We start from the raw sequence: 16,329 nt of genomic DNA, 5'->3' as shown, positions 1-16,329 counted from the left end.
TTTAGGAAATGGGCCTTTAAACGAAAGTGCTGTAAAGGTACAGGCGCGAGACTCCAGTCTCGTGACTTGGGATGATGCGAGTCTCCAGACTCGCCGGAAACCACCAGTGTAAAACACTCCTATTTGAAAGCTCGTTTTCAAAAAACAGCCCTTAAATGACTTCCCTAATACACTCTAAAACCAAAAAGAGCTCTCCGATTGAATCGGAGAGCTCTTTTTGGTTAAATGGTTCGGCTTTCTAGCCTTTATCATTTCTAGGGTATTTTCAAAAGCAGAAGCAAAACAAAGGCACTTGAGAAAACGATTACTCAATACCAGCCTTAACTCTTCAGCTTAAGCTGCCTGCAACTGAACTTTCGCTTGTTCCTGATAGGCCTCTTTGCCCAGCTTTTTCAGCATGCGGTAATGCGATTGTATGGCCGAGACGAACGTAGGGCTTTCCAGGTAAGGCAGGTTGAATTCCTGAGCCGTCTGGCGGACAATCACGGCAATGGCCGGATAGTGGATGTGACAGACCTTGGGGAAAAGATGGTGCTCTATCTGGCGGTTCAGTCCGCCTAAAAAGAAACTGGCCAAGGCATTGGTGGGAGCGAAATTAGCGGTGGTTCGCATCTGGTGCGCCGCCCAAGCCTCTTCCATATTACCCTGTTCATTGGGTACCGGAAAACTGGTGCCTTCCACTACGTGGGCTAACTGGAAAACCAGGCCCATCACCATACCTTCGGCCATGTGCAGCACCAGAAAACCGAGGCCCGCCTGCCACCAGGTTAAGTCTAACACGAACATAGGAACCACAATGAAAATGGTGTAATGCAGCAGCTTGTAGAAAAACAGATTGAAGTACTCTATCTTAGGATGTTTGGAGACTTGCTGCCCTATTTGCTTTTGGAAGAACTTGATGTAGTCTTTCCGGAGAACCCAGGAAAGCGACGCCAGGCCATACAACCAGAACGCGTACAGGTGTTGGTAGCGCTGCAAGCCGTTCACCTTTTCGCTTTCATCCAACCTGATCAGGCCCGGGGCCACTTCAATATCTTCGTCATGGCCGGGAATGTTGGTGTAGGTGTGGTGCACCACGTTGTGCGTAATATTCCAGAGGTAAGGATTGGCCCCAATCAAATGAAACAGGAAGCTTAAGCCTTTGTTGACCTTAGAATTGCTGGAAAAAGAACCATGAATGGCATCATGGCAAACGTTGAAACCAATGAAAGCCGCAAACGCCCCTAAAATTACCGTCAAACCCAACACGCCCCAGGTAGGAAACCAACCGGTAAGAATGAGCAGATAGAGGGAGCAAAAGACGGTAACGAAGAAGATGGTTTTGAGCCACATGGCGCTGTTGGCATTCTTAGAGATGCCTTTCTCTTTGAAGGAGGTTTCTACCCGTTGGCGCGCCGTGGCGAAAAAGGCAGACTGTGTTTTGTTGATGAACTTTACTTTTTGTGACATGTGATTGTTACTGATTGAGGAACGGGTGATAACTGGAAGTATTTAATGATTTTGAAATTCCAGGCCTCAATCACTGCAATAACACGAATCAGAAAAGGGAATAATCTCTCAGCATGCCATCAAAACAGCCGAAAAGATTTTTTGTTTTAAAGAAAGAACCAACTAAAACAGGAGGGATTTCTTGGGGGAGTTTACCCGGCGTTATACCAGGAATTCAGGAATAAAAAAGCTGCCTAAATTTGCACTCCTTAAAGAAGCACAACCCGCCGTAACACGGGTAAGGCGGACCAGGAAAAAGGTGCTTTATAAAAGCTCGGTACAAATACGTACTCTTTAAACGTATAAAACGTTCTAATTAGTTTAAAAAAGGCAGTCCATACCTACTTTAAAGCAAACATTCTACAAACTTATTGTAAATCAGCTACTTTTAATATCAACAGATTTTAGAATTTGGGTAATCAAGCCGTTTTCTGAAAGCTCACCACCTCTGTTTGCCGCTACCGAAGCCGAAAAAATAGAGATTGTAAATAATTTAGCGTATATTGTACAAAATAACGAACGTATCTGCTCTATGTTATGTCATATAGGTATAACAAGCAATACTACGCAAAGCAGGGCAAAGTATAACTTTTTATAGGAGGCCAAACGAAAGTTTCTTGGTCTGGTAGTTTCCGGTAATCTTAAATAGCACAAAGACGCTGGAACACAGGAGGTCACCTAAAAACAATTCCCGGCCTTAAACGTCCGCGCTCTGTAAAGAATTTCGTTTTACTGCTGCTTACGTCACGCTTTTTTGCTTGCGGTAAGGCTTTTACCCTTGCTTATCAGTAGCAAGGTTTTACATTTTTTTCACCATTCTGTGCCGGTTTATCAACTCCGGAGTAACATCCCTTTTATGAACAGAAAATATCTAGTAGATAAAAACACCCGTGAGTACTTGTGTATTGCTTTGAAAAAAGGCCAGGACTGGGTACCCAATAACCAATCTTCGCTTCCAAGTTTCATGAATAGCCGGGCCAGCAAAGAAGAAGAAGGTTTATTGACGGGTGAGTTCAATGATAACTCCTTCTTTGAGACCTGGATTCGCAACGGCACCAACTTTATGTTCCGGTAGGGCACTTTTCTGCCAGAACAGGCATTGATCATTAGCATAGATTACAGTATTTAACAACCAAGCACACATAATGGGTAGATCACAAGAAACCTTCAGTAAAAAAGAAAAAGAAAAAAAGAAACTCAAGAAGCGCCAGGACAAAGAGCAGAAAAAGGAAGAGCGTAGCGCCACTTCCAACAAAGGCAAAGACATGGATGACATGCTTGCCTACGTAGATGAAAATGGTAACATCTCTTCTACGCCGCCAGATCCTACCAAGAAAAAGAAAGTCATCAATCAGGAAGATATCCAGATTGGCGTGTCCAGACAAGAAGCCCTTGATCCTGCCGATCTGATCAGAAAAGGCACCATCACCTTCTTCAACTCTTCCAAAGGATACGGTTTCATCAAAGACCATGTGTCTCAGGAAAGCATCTTTGTGCACCAGAACGCGCTGGAAGGCACGGTGCAGGAAAACACCAAAGTTACGTTTGAGGTAGAAAAAGGCTTAAAAGGCCTGAATGCCATTAACGTAAAGGTGATAGAATAAGGGGTTCCCCTATTTCTGAATGAGGCATTGCGCTTGCAGTGGCTATGCTCCATACAAGCAAACTGCACCTTCAGAAAAGTGAAAGCCAGAATAGAAAAGACACTGGTTTAAAGGCTGTTTTCCAGAAATATGTCCTAAAACCACTACGTACGTTTCTTATAAAATATAGAAAGGCCCTTGTTTTTAGAAACAAGGGCCTTTCTATTTATAGGGCATAAAATGCTTGACATGCAGCGGCTGCGTTATTTACACTATTATTCAGGAAGCGTCACACACCTTCGGGTACTGAGAGATCACTCATGTACGGTTCTATGATGTCCATGTACGTGGCGGTGGCCTGAAAAGAGCCTACTACCTCCACGCCCATTTTGGCCCATACTTCCAGAAAATGGTTCTCAAACGAGAACAAGGTAATGGCCCATCCATTGAAGCTACGCTGCGACAGTGCTATCCCCTTCTGCTCCAGAAGTTCGGCCTGGGTCCAGGGTGGAAGTTTATGAAAAAGCGAATGTTCTAACATCTCAAATTGTTCTACTGCGGTTCCTTTGCATAAGGTATACTATTCTGTTAAAGTTTCATCTGGCAAAGGCAAATGGCCGCAAAGGGAAAACGAAGATACGCAGCATTCCTGTATAACACGCTAGTTTCCAAATGCTGTTTGGGGAAGATAAAACTCCCGCGGAGGGCGGCCCCTTGCATGCTGCGGAATCACGTCGTTACGGTGTAACGACGCTACATCTCAAGTAATTTGCCTATACAATCAGAACTCCAATTAACCCCACTCAACAAAACAAAGAACCAGCCTTTTGTTTTAATGCTGATTTTCTGAAAACAGGCTAAAACAAGGGGCTGGTTCTTGGACTTAGGCAGAAGTTCCTGGGGTTATCCGTTGATGAACACCGGATGGATCATGTTCTCAAAGGAATAGATTTCATCCCACTTCTCCTGGGTAATTAATTGCCGTTCCTGAATCACAATCTGATGAATGGATTTTCCGGTGGCTAAGGCTTCTTTGGCAATAGAGGCCGAGGTTTCATAACCCAGAATTGGGTTGAGCGCGGTGACAATGCCAATGCTGCGCATGACCTCTTCGCGGCATACTTCCACGTTGGCCGTAATGCCATCTATACACTTAAGGCGCAGGGTAGTAATGGCATTGATCATGTAATTCATGGAGGTGAACAAGCTGAACGCGATAACAGGCTCCATCACATTCAACTGCAATTGACCTGCTTCGGCTGCCATACTAATGGTCACATCTGCGCCCATCACATAGAAAGCGGTTTGGTTCACTACCTCCGGAATAACCGGATTCACTTTGCCCGGCATAATAGACGAACCCGGCTGCATGGGTGGGAGCCGAATCTCGTTCAGGCCCGCCCGTGGTCCGGAAGCCAGCAGGCGCAGATCATTACAGATTTTGGAGATTTTGATGGCGCTGCGTTTCAGCATACCGGATAGCAACACGTAGGAACCCATGTCTGAGGTGGCTTCTATCAGGTCTGGGGCGAGGGTAATGCGCAATTTGGTGATTTGGGCTAAATATTTGGTGCACAGTTCGGGGTAGCCTTGGGGAGCGTTAATGCTGGTGCCAATGGCGGTGGCGCCCATGTTGCACTCCAACAACTTGCGTTGCACTTCGCGCAGGTGCTTGATGTCATCTCCAATGGTAGTGGCAAATGCATGAAACTCCTGGCCTAATGTCATAGGCACGGCGTCTTGCAACTGGGTACGGCCCATCTTCAGCACGTTCTTAAACTCTTTTGATTTCCGGAGGAAGGATTCCCGCAGATCAGCTAAGGCCTGCAGGTACACATCTACTTTCAGGTGCAAGGCCATCATGATGGCCGTTGGGTAGGTATCGTTGGTAGATTGGGAGCAGTTGACGTGGTTGTTGGGGTGCAGAAACTCGTACTGTCCTTTCTGGTGGCCTAGGTATTCCAACCCAATGTTGGCAATGACTTCGTTGGTGTTCATGTTTACAGAGGTTCCGGCCCCGCCTTGGATCAGGTCGGTCACAAACTGATCGCGGTATTTGCCTGCAATTAACTCGTCGCAGGCAAAAATAATGGCTTCGGCAATTTTCTTGTCCAGCACGCCCAAATCTCGGTTGGCCATGGCCGCCGCCTTCTTCACGTAAGCAAACGCGACAATGAAAAGCGGCTCAGAGGAATTGGTGATGCCCGTGATGTTGAAGTTCTCTAATGCCCTGAGGGTTTGCACCCCGTAATAGGCCGTGTTGGGAATCTCTTTTTCGCCTAGGAAATCATGTTCAATTCTGGTAGTAGCGTTCATGCAGCTTGGCTTTGGTAATGGTTGATGGAGATCACTTGTTACCTTACCTCATTTAAGGACACTTTGTTTTAGTCCTGTCAGAAATGCCTAGAAAGCCGCCGTTCTGTTCACGGATTAGCAGCCGTTTTAGTAAAATCAGGCCTAAAACATCTTTCAGCTTAATGCTACCTAGCTTGCATGAATTTCACTTTGATGATGGTGGTGAGGTAATCGTAGATTTCGGTCACTTCTTTGTCATAGAGGAACATGTTATAGAAGTCTGCTCCTACTTTGCTAACCCGGCAACCGTTGTCTACCATCTGAAAAATAACTTCACGTATGCGCAGCGGGTGACCCGCCAGGTTAAGCATACAGGTCGCATCCTGGGCCTCAACCATCAGGAAGAGATGATGAAGTTCGTTATCTTCGAATCGAGCTTGTTCTGTCATCTTATCTGTTGTTCCTTCTGCGTCAAAAGCGTTCAAAGGTTCTTTATACGGAGGTTCTACCGCAGAATACTTAGACAATTTCCTTTTTAGGTTTACTTACCAGGTAGACGCCGCCAAAAATCATGGCCGCGTAGAGGGCTTTCTGCCAGGTAAACAGGTCTTTCCCTAAGCTTACCGCTATTAAAATGGCGAAAACCGGTTGCAGGTAAATATATACACCCACAAGGGCCGGACTGGCATACTTTATGGCCCATACGTTCAGAAGATAGGCCAGAATAGTCATCGCAATGATAACAAATGCGATGGCTCCCCAGATATGCATCGGGAATGAAGCATATTTTGGCTGAATGACCTGCCCTATCCCAAAGGGAATGACACCCACTGAACCTACTAAAAATACCCTGCTCACCACTGTGATTGGGTTATAGCGCTGCATTAATGGTTTCACCAAAACCAGAAAAGCCCCGAAACACGCTGCATTGACCAGCATCAGCAAATCGCCTAAAATATTCCCCTGCGCGTTACCGGCCTTACCCGAAATCAGCATCATGGCTCCCAGCCCCGCCAGCAGAATGCCCACCATTCTAAAAGCCTGAATCCGCTCTTTAAGCAGGTACGCCGACAACAGCACCACCACAATAGGCGAAACCGTCTGAATTAGGGAGGCATTGATGGGCGAGGTAAGATTCAGTCCGCTGAAAAAGGAAAGCTGGTTTAACGTAATCCCGAACAAGCCACTAAGCATGATTCTTACCCAGTCACTTTTACTTTGAACCTTCTCTTTGACCACAAACAAAGATATAGCCCCAAACACCAGCACCGCACTTACCACCCGCAACACAATGAGACCGAACGGCAACATGTAGCCTGGCATTATCTCTTTGGCAATGCTGTAGTTGGCGCCGTAGATGAGGGCCACCAGAAATAAAGCACCGTGTACCTGTACTTGTCTGTTCATGAAGGCAAAGGTAGGCAACAACCCATTGCTTCACCTCAACCTGTTCTTCGTTTTAGAGTTACTTTCAGGAAATCGGGTTACAAATGATATTGGTAAAGAACTGCAAAACAAGATATTTAGTAGTTCCATAAGGCAACCCCGTCTAAATTACTGCTGGCTTCGCTCTGCCCCTGCTTTATATATTTTTACCCTATCTCAAAAAAAGAATGGCCCACGGAAAATGGTTTTTCCGTTAGCGCGTTACGTATTTTTACACTTACCTTTGCATGTCTTTTCTGCTTCCCTTTTTAACAAAGCAGGACTGGCAACCGGAAGCATTGGACACGTGCTTTCGCCTAAAAGCCTTTTACAATGAGTGATGCGATAAAACATGAGTGCGGAATTGCCTTGGTCCGCCTCCGCAAACCCTTAGAATACTACACCGAAAAATACGGCACGCCCATGTACGGCATCCAGAAGATGTACCTGCTCATGGAGAAACAGCACAATCGGGGGCAAGACGGCGCCGGTTTTGCCAGCATCAAAATCAAAGCCAAACCTGGCACCGAGTACATTGCCCGGTACCGCTCCGTTAAGACCAAAGCGATTGATGCGATTTTTGGCAGAATTAGCGAAAAATACGGCAAACTGAAGCGAAAACACCCAGAGGCTTCCAAAGACATTGACTGGCTCAGAGATAATCTGCCGTTTTTAGGCGATGTGTATCTGGGCCATTTGCGTTATGGTACCCACGGCCTAAACAGCGTAGACAACTGCCACCCCATGGTGCGGGAAAACAACTGGCGCAACCGAAGCCTGGCCGTGGCCGGTAACTTCAACATGACCAACGTAGATGAGCTGTTTGATGTGCTCACCGAACTTGGCCAGCACCCCCGCCAGAAGATTGATACCGTTACCGTATTGGAAAAGATCGGTCACTTCCTGGACGAGGAAAACCAGCGCCTTTTTGATTACTTCAAGCCAGACAACAACAACGAGGAAATCACGGCCCTTATTGAAGAAAACCTGGACCTGCAACGCGTGCTGCGCCGGGCCTGCAAAGACTTTGACGGCGGGTACGCCATGGCGGGATTAACCGGGTACGGGGCCGCCTTTGTGGTGCGTGATCCTTCCGGTATTCGTCCGGCGTATTATTATATGGATGATGAAGTGGTGGTTATCGCATCTGAGAAACCGGCTATTAAAACCGCCTTCGGGATTGAGTACAGCCAGATAAAGGAGATTTCGCCGGGGCACGCGCTTATCATTGAGAAGAACGGCGAAGCCTCCGAGAAGGAAGTACTGCCTGCTTTGGAAAAGAAGTCCTGCAGCTTTGAGCGCATCTACTTTTCGCGCGGCAACGACCCTGAGATTTACCAGGAACGCAAGATGCTGGGCAAATTGCTGACCCCGCAGGTCTTACAGGCTATTGACTATGACCTGGAGAACACCGTTTTCTCGTACATTCCCAACACTGCGGAGTCTTCTTTTCTGGGTTTGATGGAAGGCGTAGAAGATCACCTCCGCTCCTACCGTCGCACGGCCATTGCCGAAGCAGACGGGGACGTTGACAAGATGGAAAACCTTCTTTCTTTCCGGCCACGAGTAGAGAAATTAGTCATCAAAGACGCCAAACTCCGCACCTTCATCACCGACAATGACTCCCGCGACGACTTGGTAGCCCACGTCTATGATACTACCTACGAGGTAGTGAAGAAAGGCGTAGACACCATTGTGGTCATTGATGACTCCATTGTGCGCGGCACCACTCTGGAGCAGAGCATCATTAAAATGCTGGACCGCCTGGGCCCTAAAAAGATTATCATTGTGTCCAGCGCCCCGCAAATCCGCTACCCAGACTGCTACGGCATTGACATGTCTAAAATGAAGGAGTTTGTCGCGTTCCGGGCCATGATGGGTTTATTGAAAGAACGTCAGCAAGAGAACCTGGCGCGCGAAGTGTACCAGAATTGCCAAATGGGCCTGAAAACCGGTGAAGCCAGAACCAAGAACTTTGTGCAGGAACTTTATGACCAGTTCACCCCAGATGAAATAAGCGGCAAAGTAGCGCAAATTGTAAAGGCGTCTAACGTGAAGGCCGAAGTGCAAGTCATTTTCCAAACCGTGGAAGGTCTTCACCAGGCAATTCCTAATCACATTGGCGACTGGTATTTCACCGGCAACTTCCCTACCCCGGGCGGCATGAAAGTAGTGAACCGCGCCTTCGTGAACTTCATGGAAAACAAAGAAGGACGCGCATATTAATGTGCTGATTTTTTAATGTGCTCATGTGCTAAGTAAAGTGACAGTTTAAACAATACATTTTGTCAATACACCCATTTGTCATCCTGAAAGGATCTTGTGGGCGACCTACAAAAGCTTTTAACAAGCGTTATTACCGCGAGTTACCAAGATCTGGATGACGAATAAATTATAGATCGTCATTCTTCTCTTTGGGATGATTACCATCAGCCTATATAAAAGCGAAAGCCGGTTCAGTTGAACCGGCTTTCGCTTTTGCACTTGTTTTCAGAAAACCAGGCTAAAACAACTTACTGCTTTACAAACCGCTGCTGGAAAAACTGGTCCGCGTTCTTCACCCGGACAATGTAGTTCCCGGCCGGTAATTGCTGCACAGAAATAATCGAAGTGGTTCCATTCTGTTGCGGTGTTACTTTCCCTACACTCCTGCCCTGCATATCCAGAATCTCAACAGCAGCAGACGGCTCAAGGCTGATGTTGGAGAGGTACAGATAATCATGGCTGGGGTTGGGATACAACGTGATTTGGGCTAGAGTAGCGCCGCTGGTTTCCACGACTACCACTTTGCTGTATTCAAACTTACCGTCAAAATCAATCTGCTTCACCCGGTAATAGGTATTGGCATTAACGGATGACGTATGTTGGAAGCTGTATTCCCGCTTGATGTTGCTGTTACCCGAGCCCGCTACTTTGCCTACCTGAGTAAAGTTCTTGCCGTCTAATGAATACTCCACCTCAAACCGATCATTGTTAACCTCGGTTGCGGTTGCCCATTGCACGTTTACCTGTTGGTTTTTGCGTTCGGCCTGTACATACAGCCAGGATACTGGCAACACGGTCTCAATATTGGCAATGCCCAGCTGTCCGAAGGGAGTAATAAAGTTACGTTTGGCATACCCACCGGCCACGGTTCTTCCCTCTTTGCCGGGTGCTTCCAAAGTTCCTCCGCCGGTAGACCACTCTTTGCCGCTGGTGGAGTTGAGAGGTCTGATCAGTAAGGCAAATTTATTGTCAGAAAGGTTAGCGAAACCTTGCAGGGAAGCCATGGCGGTGAAATTACCGGTAGCCGGAGTTGCATTTGGTGCTACATGCCACACACCTTCTTTCTCTATACTGGTATAGGTAAGTTCACCTTCGGTTAAAAACATGTCGGCATCCTGGTGGTTGGCAAGTGGTTTGAAACCCACTACTACACTCTCAAAGCCGTTTCCGCTTAACCCAATGGAGAGCAGGTCTAGTTGCCGTTTTCCGGTGGCGCTTCCCACGGGGAAAGAATAAGTACCGCTGCTTCCTACCTTTCTTCTCAGGTTACCCTGAATATAGAGCGCCGGATCTGCTAGCTGCAACGCGGCCGCGTCTGGTCTGGCAAGGGCTACCTCGTACTCATCGGTTTTGAAAATGCCACTTTTGAACGTAAACACCTCAGAAACCGCCAACGATTTTGTCAATGTCACGCTTCCACCGGTTTTCGCCATTAGCAGATTAACCACCGTAGCGGGCAACCCGTCACCAGTGACCATCACAGAATTCCCGATGAAGCCGTAACTAGCCTGCGGCGAGAAAGATCTGGTACCGCTCACCCGCACGTTCCCGTCTGAAGTACCGGTTCCACTCAGTTTTATTCCCTGCGGAGAACCATACAACAACGTAGCCCCCGGCTCCACAGTAAAATTACCGGTTCCGCCCACAGCTCTGTTGGAGGCTACCTGTAGAACCGCTGGAGCTTTCACCGTCAGTGAGCCAGCCACGTCTAAATTGGCACTTAGCAGCTGGTTTCCTGTATCATCTATCGTATTGGCTTCTGCGGCATTCAGAAGCAGGTGATGGTAGGTTATCTTCTGGGAATTTCCGTACGCTCCTCTGATGGATTGGCTTTGCCCGTTTGTGGTGCCATAAAACTCAACGGTACCGCCGGTTAAGGTGTAGGGAGTATTTTTCCCGGCTAACTCCGGTAAGGTACCACTGGCCTTCCCTATCCGGAACAACCCACCCGTCATCGTTAAGCCGCCATCGCCTTTTAAGCTTTTGTTGGTGAGGTCTAAGATGGCGTTGGGAAGAATAGTAAGGTTCTGCGTAACGGTAGTGGTGGTGGAGACCGTTTTATAAGAAGCACCCAGATCATTGGTCCCGGCAACAATCACATTGAAGTAGGTGTAATTGGTACCTCCTCTCAAGGTCTGGCTTCCGTTACCGGCCAGTTCGATAGCGCCACCCGTTAACTCATAGACGCCGGTTAGTTGCGGCACTACCGTGCCTACGGCATGAATTTGGTATTTGCCGCCGCTCATAACCAGTTTTCCGGCACCCGTCACTTCAGCCGAAGCCCCAGAAACAAAGGTTCCCTGTTTAATTTCCAGTCTTCCTCCCTGCGGAGAAACAGACGTATTGACCGACAGACCTATGGTATTGGTCAAGGTAACCGAAGTAGGATTATCAATGATGATCACTTTACCGCTGCCGGTGGTGGGAAACGCGTTACCAGTTTGCTGCGGTACTTTTCCATTGTACACGAAAGTACCTAACGTGGTGAAGGCCCTTCGGCTATCTGAAACCTGCACATTACCCGCTGCCCCGGTGATATTAATTCCCTGCGAACTAGTGATGTACAAGGTGCCCCCCTGCTCCAACCTGAAATACCCTTGACCCTGCACCTGATACCCTTCATTGTTCGCATCTACCCCGAAATCTAAAGTGCCACCGTTCTCCACCGCCAAAGCACCCGCATAAACAGAGTTGGCAGGATTAAGCCGAAGGTTCTGCCCTAAACGCACCAGGGCGCCAGCTTTCACAAACAAAGAAACGTGGTTCACGGCTCCGGCTGCGTTAAGGAGTTGCCAAGTGTTGCCCACAAACCTGATTCCGCTGGCTTTGGTATCAACTGTACTGCTGTTATTGATAACGGAGGTAGCATCTGTTGACAAGTTTCCTTTCAGATCAATACTAGAAACTGCCTCAGAACTGGACATTTGGTTTAGCGTAAGCGTGGCATTCTGAACGGCCAGATTACCTGCAATAGATACGGTGCCAGAGCCTATGTTCTGGTTTTGTAATAAATAAACGCCACCGTTCAGTACTACATCCTTCCCAAACTGAACTGATTGTCCTGAACCTGCCAGAAGTAAAAGCGAAGAAGAAGCAGGAAGCGTAGCGCTGAAGGTTTGGGCAGCCAACGGAGCCGAAGCATCTGTCAGTTGCCATTGACTGTTGGTAAGAGTTGGGGCAAAAGTTAGTTTACCAAACCAGTACCCGTGAGCTTGGGCCCCCAACTGACTACTGCTGAATAAGGACTCATTGGTCATAGCTGCCTCTATTCTTACTTCTGAAGCAGCGTCAATTTCCTCGGTTCCCGCCCAAACCAAAGACGAAGCTTTGTAAGTAGGAGATTTGATAATCAGCTTAGAATTGTCTTGTAACCGAAACAACCCTCGGTTCTCAATTTCTCCTTGGTGGATAACCTGAGCCAAAGTAGCTACTGTGAGTTGACCGGTGGTAATCAAGCTGGTATTAGCAGGAACCGTTAGGCTCTTTTGCGAAGCTACGTGTAATTGAGCCAGTTGCAGTACCCCAGAAAGTTGGGCAGAATGCTCTACAAATAGAGTTGCTGTCATTGGCAATGGATAAGAAGCCATCACCCAAGTGCCTTCTGTGGTTAATTGTTCTAGGAGGCTGGCCCCGCCTGTCTGGCTGAGCGTGCCAGCGGAGGCAGTGCGGTAATCCCCGACTTTGTAAGTAGTTGTATTTTGTGCAAAAGCAGGGCAATTTTTAAAATTGGTAAAAGCCCAAACTAACATCCATACGGCAAAGAAACTGCTTCTCTTCTTCGTACCTCCCACTTTCATCATCTTCTGTCTTAATTGTAAATTTATAAGTATTTATTTGATTATTCCCTTTATTAAGTGGGCAAACCAGAATAACACACCAGAAGTTCAAAGCAAAATTATACAATAAGCTGATTGCCAGTCTTATCAGAATAGCCTAAACCAATAAGTTATAAAATGGATATTCAGAAAATCTCTCCTATTCATTTTAAATGAATGTTTCTACATATAATGTACAATTATCATTTTTTATAAAATTTTTATTACCAGTCATAGATAACTGTTTCCTTAAATCTCCATTCATGTTTTTTACATGATAGATTGATCACCAATAATATATCAAAGAGATTTCCTTTTTGAGCACGGCGGATAGATTAGATAATCCCGCACCATTGAAAAAGACTTTTTGATAATTCCAGCCAAACTAGGTTGAGTTGACAATTAGAGTAGCAGCGTATAGTTTCGGCGACCTGCAGGAATGGCATGAAACTGGATTCGGTCTTGTCGTACCTAGCGGCAGTACGCGGCTAGTGCTCTACACGGTTGAAGAAGCGCTTTTTTACTGTCTTTGTAGAAGGTTCCTAATTGATGTGGCGCGGCTGCTTGGCATTTGACCGGAAATGGATAGCTACCTTCAGCACCCTGCTGGGCAACAGTCTTAGCGAAGACACCGCTATCGGTAGCCCTTGTCAGCCACTGCTGCCCTGGACCTGTCCTGCGCCAACAACGCCTCTGCCTGCTGGTGGTCGGAGTGGTGGCCAAGGGTGAAAAAAACCTGCGGGGCATGCCCAACGCGTCGCAGCAGGTATAGACCTTGGTGTCAGATCTGGGGTGAATGAACCTTGGCTTATAGTTATAGGAAACACCATTAGCAGGTACTCTACAAACGTTACCCTGCGTCTGAAGATAGTTTGGATAAACTGCTACTTATTCCAACCAAACCTGTTGCGTAAAGGCACCATTCGCCGCAATATCCCAAAGCTCAAGCCTTGCCCATTTCCGGTTCTTTAGATCAACAGTAAATTCAAACTGCTTTTTCCCGAATGCTAAGGTGTTATTCAGGTTTATTCGCTCCCGGTAAACTTCATTTCCGTCGCCCGACACTATCTCCGCGAAATTCAAAGGAAAGGTCCAATCAGCTGAGAAGGCCACCTTTGCTTTGCCCGAGGAATGGATTTTAGCCGTATGACCAGATTCCTTGCCATTAACGGTAAACACTGGGATCAGTACTTCCCCAGTTGAAACAAAGAACTTTCCCTGTCGCATCGCATCTAGCACCGGCTGCCAGCCATCCTTGAAGTCAGGGAGCTTATCGAGCTTCAGGTAGTTAACATTCAAATGGGCGTACATCTCGTTTTGCTCCGTGATAGTGAAAATGTCACTCTCCGCTATCACATGCTTTCTTAACCCCCAATTTGACATATCGTCCAGCAGGTTGAGTACGCGCTTGCTTAAGGTTGGCAAAGAAAGGTCGGCCGGAATAGCTTTCCACGCTGCCCCCATATAAGTGTCAGACTTGAAAAAGGGTTTTTCTTTATACGCATCAGGATATCCGGTAGAGGCTTTTGTCCGAGCGTGTGCGGTCCAGGCTAGGCCATTCTCCAGTTCAAGCAATTTCAGCATCTCTGCTTCATTACCTATACGGTATACCTTCCCATATCTTGGATGTTCCGAAACGAATGGCATATCAGGCTTTCTAGACATAATCCAATTAACCGGTTTAGGAAAAAAACTTAACCAATGGCCACCGTAGAAGTTGTTAGGCTCTTCGCCTGGCAGCAAGAGGAAATCATTATCGGAAAGCCGGGCACACTGTTCATGGAGCGCATGCAACTCTCTTAAGCGTTCCTCATCCGGCCCCTTGGGGTGGCCCGGCCCATGAAACTCTCCCAGATGGACGATATTCACTCCGGCCTTCTCGAAGACTTCCTTAAACTCGGGCCTTTCCGGCACGGGCAAACCTTTTAGGACAACATCCATGATGAATTCGTTGTGAAAGTGGCTAGCCATGGTTCTATATCCAGGAAGCGGAACATAGGAATCGCTGTGGGTGAATTTCTTTACTTCCTCCAAGGCTCCTGCCGGACTACCGGTATCAAGCAAACAGAAAAAGTTAAGGCGCTGCTTGGTTGCAGGAGGTGCATTGAACCAGGGAACGAAACGCCTGTCTCCCAATGGGTCCTGACGAATACCAATTCCGTAGCCGGACATCAGATTTCCGTAACTCTCTCCCCACCAAGTGAATTTCAGGTTGAAGGCTTCGTCTAAGGGATAAAAATACTGGTGCGGAGGGGGAAATAGCGCGAGGCTTCCCCCCTTGCTCTGCCCTATAATAGTACGGTACTTTACTTCCTGGTTTTTCGCGGCTGTTCCATGTATCACCTTTGTGGTATGGAACACGTTTTTAACATCTGACCAGGATATATTCTCCCAAAGCTGTGTTTTACTCACTAAACCGGCGTCATAGAGAATGGCTGTAGAATCAGCTTCTGTAGCCAGAACTGCTGCTACGTTGAAGAGAGGGCTACCATTGTATAACGTTATTTCAAGCATCCCTTTGAATGTGGCCGCCTGCATATCAGAGATACGGATAATGGTATGTACGCCAGAACTACTAATGCTTGCGGAACGCTTGTCAAAGCCCACCAAATAAGACTTGTAAGGCTTGTTTGGAACTCGGTCAAAAAACACGTCCCATCCTCCACTTTTTGGGTCTAGGGTTCTCTTGCCAATTGTAAGAATAAAAGCAGGATCAAGCCCTGCTCCAATTTCCTTATACTCGACTTTTGTTTCCAGGCCTACGCTTTTAAACAAGGGCATGCTCTTGTCAAGATCGAGTATTAACCTTCCGTTTTCATTCTTGCCTGCGGGCCATTTAACATCTATCAGCTTGTTTTCTACCTGCACCTTAACCCCGTTTCGGTTGTTCAACCTGGAGACATCTACGAGGTGCTGCGCCTGTGAACTCATAGCGCAAATAAAAAATAGAAACAGTAGGCTCCATTTTCTATTTGCGCTAAAAACTGGCTTGTATGCACAATAAATCATATGGTAAATAGCAGATAGAGTAATATGCATTATTGGTGTATATCTGTTTACATTCAGATACCATTATAAATATTTCATAATGATATGGTGAAATACCACTTATCTCCCTTACTCTCTAAGGAGTGAAAATAAGGAAAGTGCCATCCTGGAAATTCCTTTTCTGAGGCCAGAATTCTAATATCACTCCAGCTTCCGGTTAGTTCTTTTGCATCTCTATAGACCACTGTATGTAAACAAAACCATCTCTTTTCGGTGAGCCATCGTTTGTCAGTATTTTGGTGAGCAGAGAAACAATTCCGTAAGAAGTCAGAGTGGGTTGGGTGTATTTGCCGCAGAACTAAACGCTACAATCAATCTGAAAGAATTGTTTCAACCTTTATTCTGAAATGCCTTACCCTACCAGCCGGCGGCTCTGGCGGGTTCTATAGCCCCTGAAGCCGTAGTAGACA

The 16,329-nt window shown here is 46.9% G+C and carries 10 protein-coding genes; 3 read left to right on the top strand and 7 right to left on the bottom strand.

The window, feature by feature from the left end; translation table 11 throughout:
* Positions 1-333: 333 nt before the first annotated feature.
* Complete coding sequence (locus ACY0JR_RS16220; protein WP_462635180.1) at positions 334-1,449, bottom strand: fatty acid desaturase family protein; 1,116 nt, start codon at positions 1,447-1,449, stop codon at positions 334-336.
* Positions 1,450-2,344: 895 nt separating this feature from the next.
* Between ACY0JR_RS16220 and ACY0JR_RS16215 the strand changes: the two genes are divergently transcribed.
* Together ACY0JR_RS16215 and ACY0JR_RS16210 are read left to right on the top strand one after the other, a co-directional pair.
* Positions 2,345-2,563, top strand: coding sequence for a hypothetical protein (locus ACY0JR_RS16215; RefSeq protein ID WP_462635179.1), 219 nt, complete (start codon positions 2,345-2,347; stop codon positions 2,561-2,563).
* A gap of 70 nt (positions 2,564-2,633) precedes the next feature.
* The gene (locus ACY0JR_RS16210) at positions 2,634-3,092 is read left to right on the top strand and encodes a cold-shock protein (protein ID WP_462635178.1); all 459 of its coding nucleotides are present in this window, start codon (positions 2,634-2,636) and stop codon (positions 3,090-3,092) included.
* A gap of 268 nt (positions 3,093-3,360) precedes the next feature.
* Here ACY0JR_RS16210 and ACY0JR_RS16205 read toward each other — a convergent pair whose 3' ends face one another.
* The 4 genes from ACY0JR_RS16205 to ACY0JR_RS16190 all read right to left on the bottom strand — a co-directional run bounded on the left by ACY0JR_RS16205 (position 3,361) and on the right by ACY0JR_RS16190 (position 6,773).
* Complete coding sequence (locus tag ACY0JR_RS16205) at positions 3,361-3,612, bottom strand: hypothetical protein (RefSeq protein ID WP_462635177.1); 252 nt, start codon at positions 3,610-3,612, stop codon at positions 3,361-3,363.
* Between the two features lie 362 nt (positions 3,613-3,974).
* A complete protein-coding gene (gene aspA, locus ACY0JR_RS16200) occupies positions 3,975-5,387 on the bottom strand; it encodes an aspartate ammonia-lyase (protein ID WP_462635176.1) in 1,413 nt (470 codons plus the stop codon).
* Positions 5,388-5,551: 164 nt separating this feature from the next.
* Entirely contained in the window at positions 5,552-5,815 is a 264-nt protein-coding gene (locus ACY0JR_RS16195) for a hypothetical protein (RefSeq protein WP_462635174.1), read from the bottom strand.
* A gap of 70 nt (positions 5,816-5,885) precedes the next feature.
* The gene (locus ACY0JR_RS16190; protein WP_462635173.1) at positions 5,886-6,773 is read right to left on the bottom strand and encodes a DMT family transporter; all 888 of its coding nucleotides are present in this window, start codon (positions 6,771-6,773) and stop codon (positions 5,886-5,888) included.
* A 351-nt stretch (positions 6,774-7,124) separates the two neighbouring features.
* Here ACY0JR_RS16190 and ACY0JR_RS16185 point away from each other — a divergent pair, with 351 nt between their 5' ends.
* Positions 7,125-9,017 carry an amidophosphoribosyltransferase gene (locus ACY0JR_RS16185; protein ID WP_462635172.1) on the top strand — a complete coding sequence of 631 codons (1,893 nt, stop codon included), beginning with the start codon at positions 7,125-7,127 and terminating at the stop codon, positions 9,015-9,017.
* A gap of 287 nt (positions 9,018-9,304) precedes the next feature.
* On the opposite strand, the gene ACY0JR_RS16180 is transcribed toward ACY0JR_RS16185, so the two are convergent.
* Together ACY0JR_RS16180 and ACY0JR_RS16175 are read right to left on the bottom strand one after the other, a co-directional pair.
* Entirely contained in the window at positions 9,305-12,622 is a 3,318-nt protein-coding gene (locus ACY0JR_RS16180) for a T9SS type A sorting domain-containing protein (RefSeq protein ID WP_462635171.1), read from the bottom strand.
* 1,137 nt (positions 12,623-13,759) lie between these two features.
* Entirely contained in the window at positions 13,760-15,910 is a 2,151-nt protein-coding gene (locus ACY0JR_RS16175) for a CehA/McbA family metallohydrolase domain-containing protein (RefSeq protein WP_462635170.1), read from the bottom strand.
* Positions 15,911-16,329 lie beyond the last annotated feature (419 nt).

The sequence above is a fragment of the Rufibacter sp. JT3400010 genome, from assembly GCF_054956755.1.
The sequence above is the reverse complement of the archived record's forward strand: the minus strand, read 5'-3'. Positions and strand labels throughout refer to the sequence as shown.

What these genes read in the sequence shown, in the direction of transcription:
- ACY0JR_RS16220 (WP_462635180.1), bottom strand. Translation starts at nt 1,449, where the DNA reads ATGTCACAAAAAGTAAAGTTCATCAACAAAACACAGTCTGCCTTTTTC.
- ACY0JR_RS16215 (WP_462635179.1), top strand. Translation starts at nt 2,345, where the DNA reads ATGAACAGAAAATATCTAGTAGATAAAAACACCCGTGAGTACTTGTGT.
- ACY0JR_RS16210 (WP_462635178.1), top strand. Translation starts at nt 2,634, where the DNA reads ATGGGTAGATCACAAGAAACCTTCAGTAAAAAAGAAAAAGAAAAAAAG.
- ACY0JR_RS16205 (WP_462635177.1), bottom strand. Translation starts at nt 3,612, where the DNA reads ATGTTAGAACATTCGCTTTTTCATAAACTTCCACCCTGGACCCAGGCC.
- aspA (WP_462635176.1), bottom strand. Translation starts at nt 5,387, where the DNA reads ATGAACGCTACTACCAGAATTGAACATGATTTCCTAGGCGAAAAAGAG.
- ACY0JR_RS16195 (WP_462635174.1), bottom strand. Translation starts at nt 5,815, where the DNA reads ATGACAGAACAAGCTCGATTCGAAGATAACGAACTTCATCATCTCTTC.
- ACY0JR_RS16190 (WP_462635173.1), bottom strand. Translation starts at nt 6,773, where the DNA reads ATGAACAGACAAGTACAGGTACACGGTGCTTTATTTCTGGTGGCCCTC.
- ACY0JR_RS16185 (WP_462635172.1), top strand. Translation starts at nt 7,125, where the DNA reads ATGAGTGATGCGATAAAACATGAGTGCGGAATTGCCTTGGTCCGCCTC.
- ACY0JR_RS16180 (WP_462635171.1), bottom strand. Translation starts at nt 12,622, where the DNA reads ATGACAGCAACTCTATTTGTAGAGCATTCTGCCCAACTTTCTGGGGTA.
- ACY0JR_RS16175 (WP_462635170.1), bottom strand. Translation starts at nt 15,910, where the DNA reads ATGCATATTACTCTATCTGCTATTTACCATATGATTTATTGTGCATAC.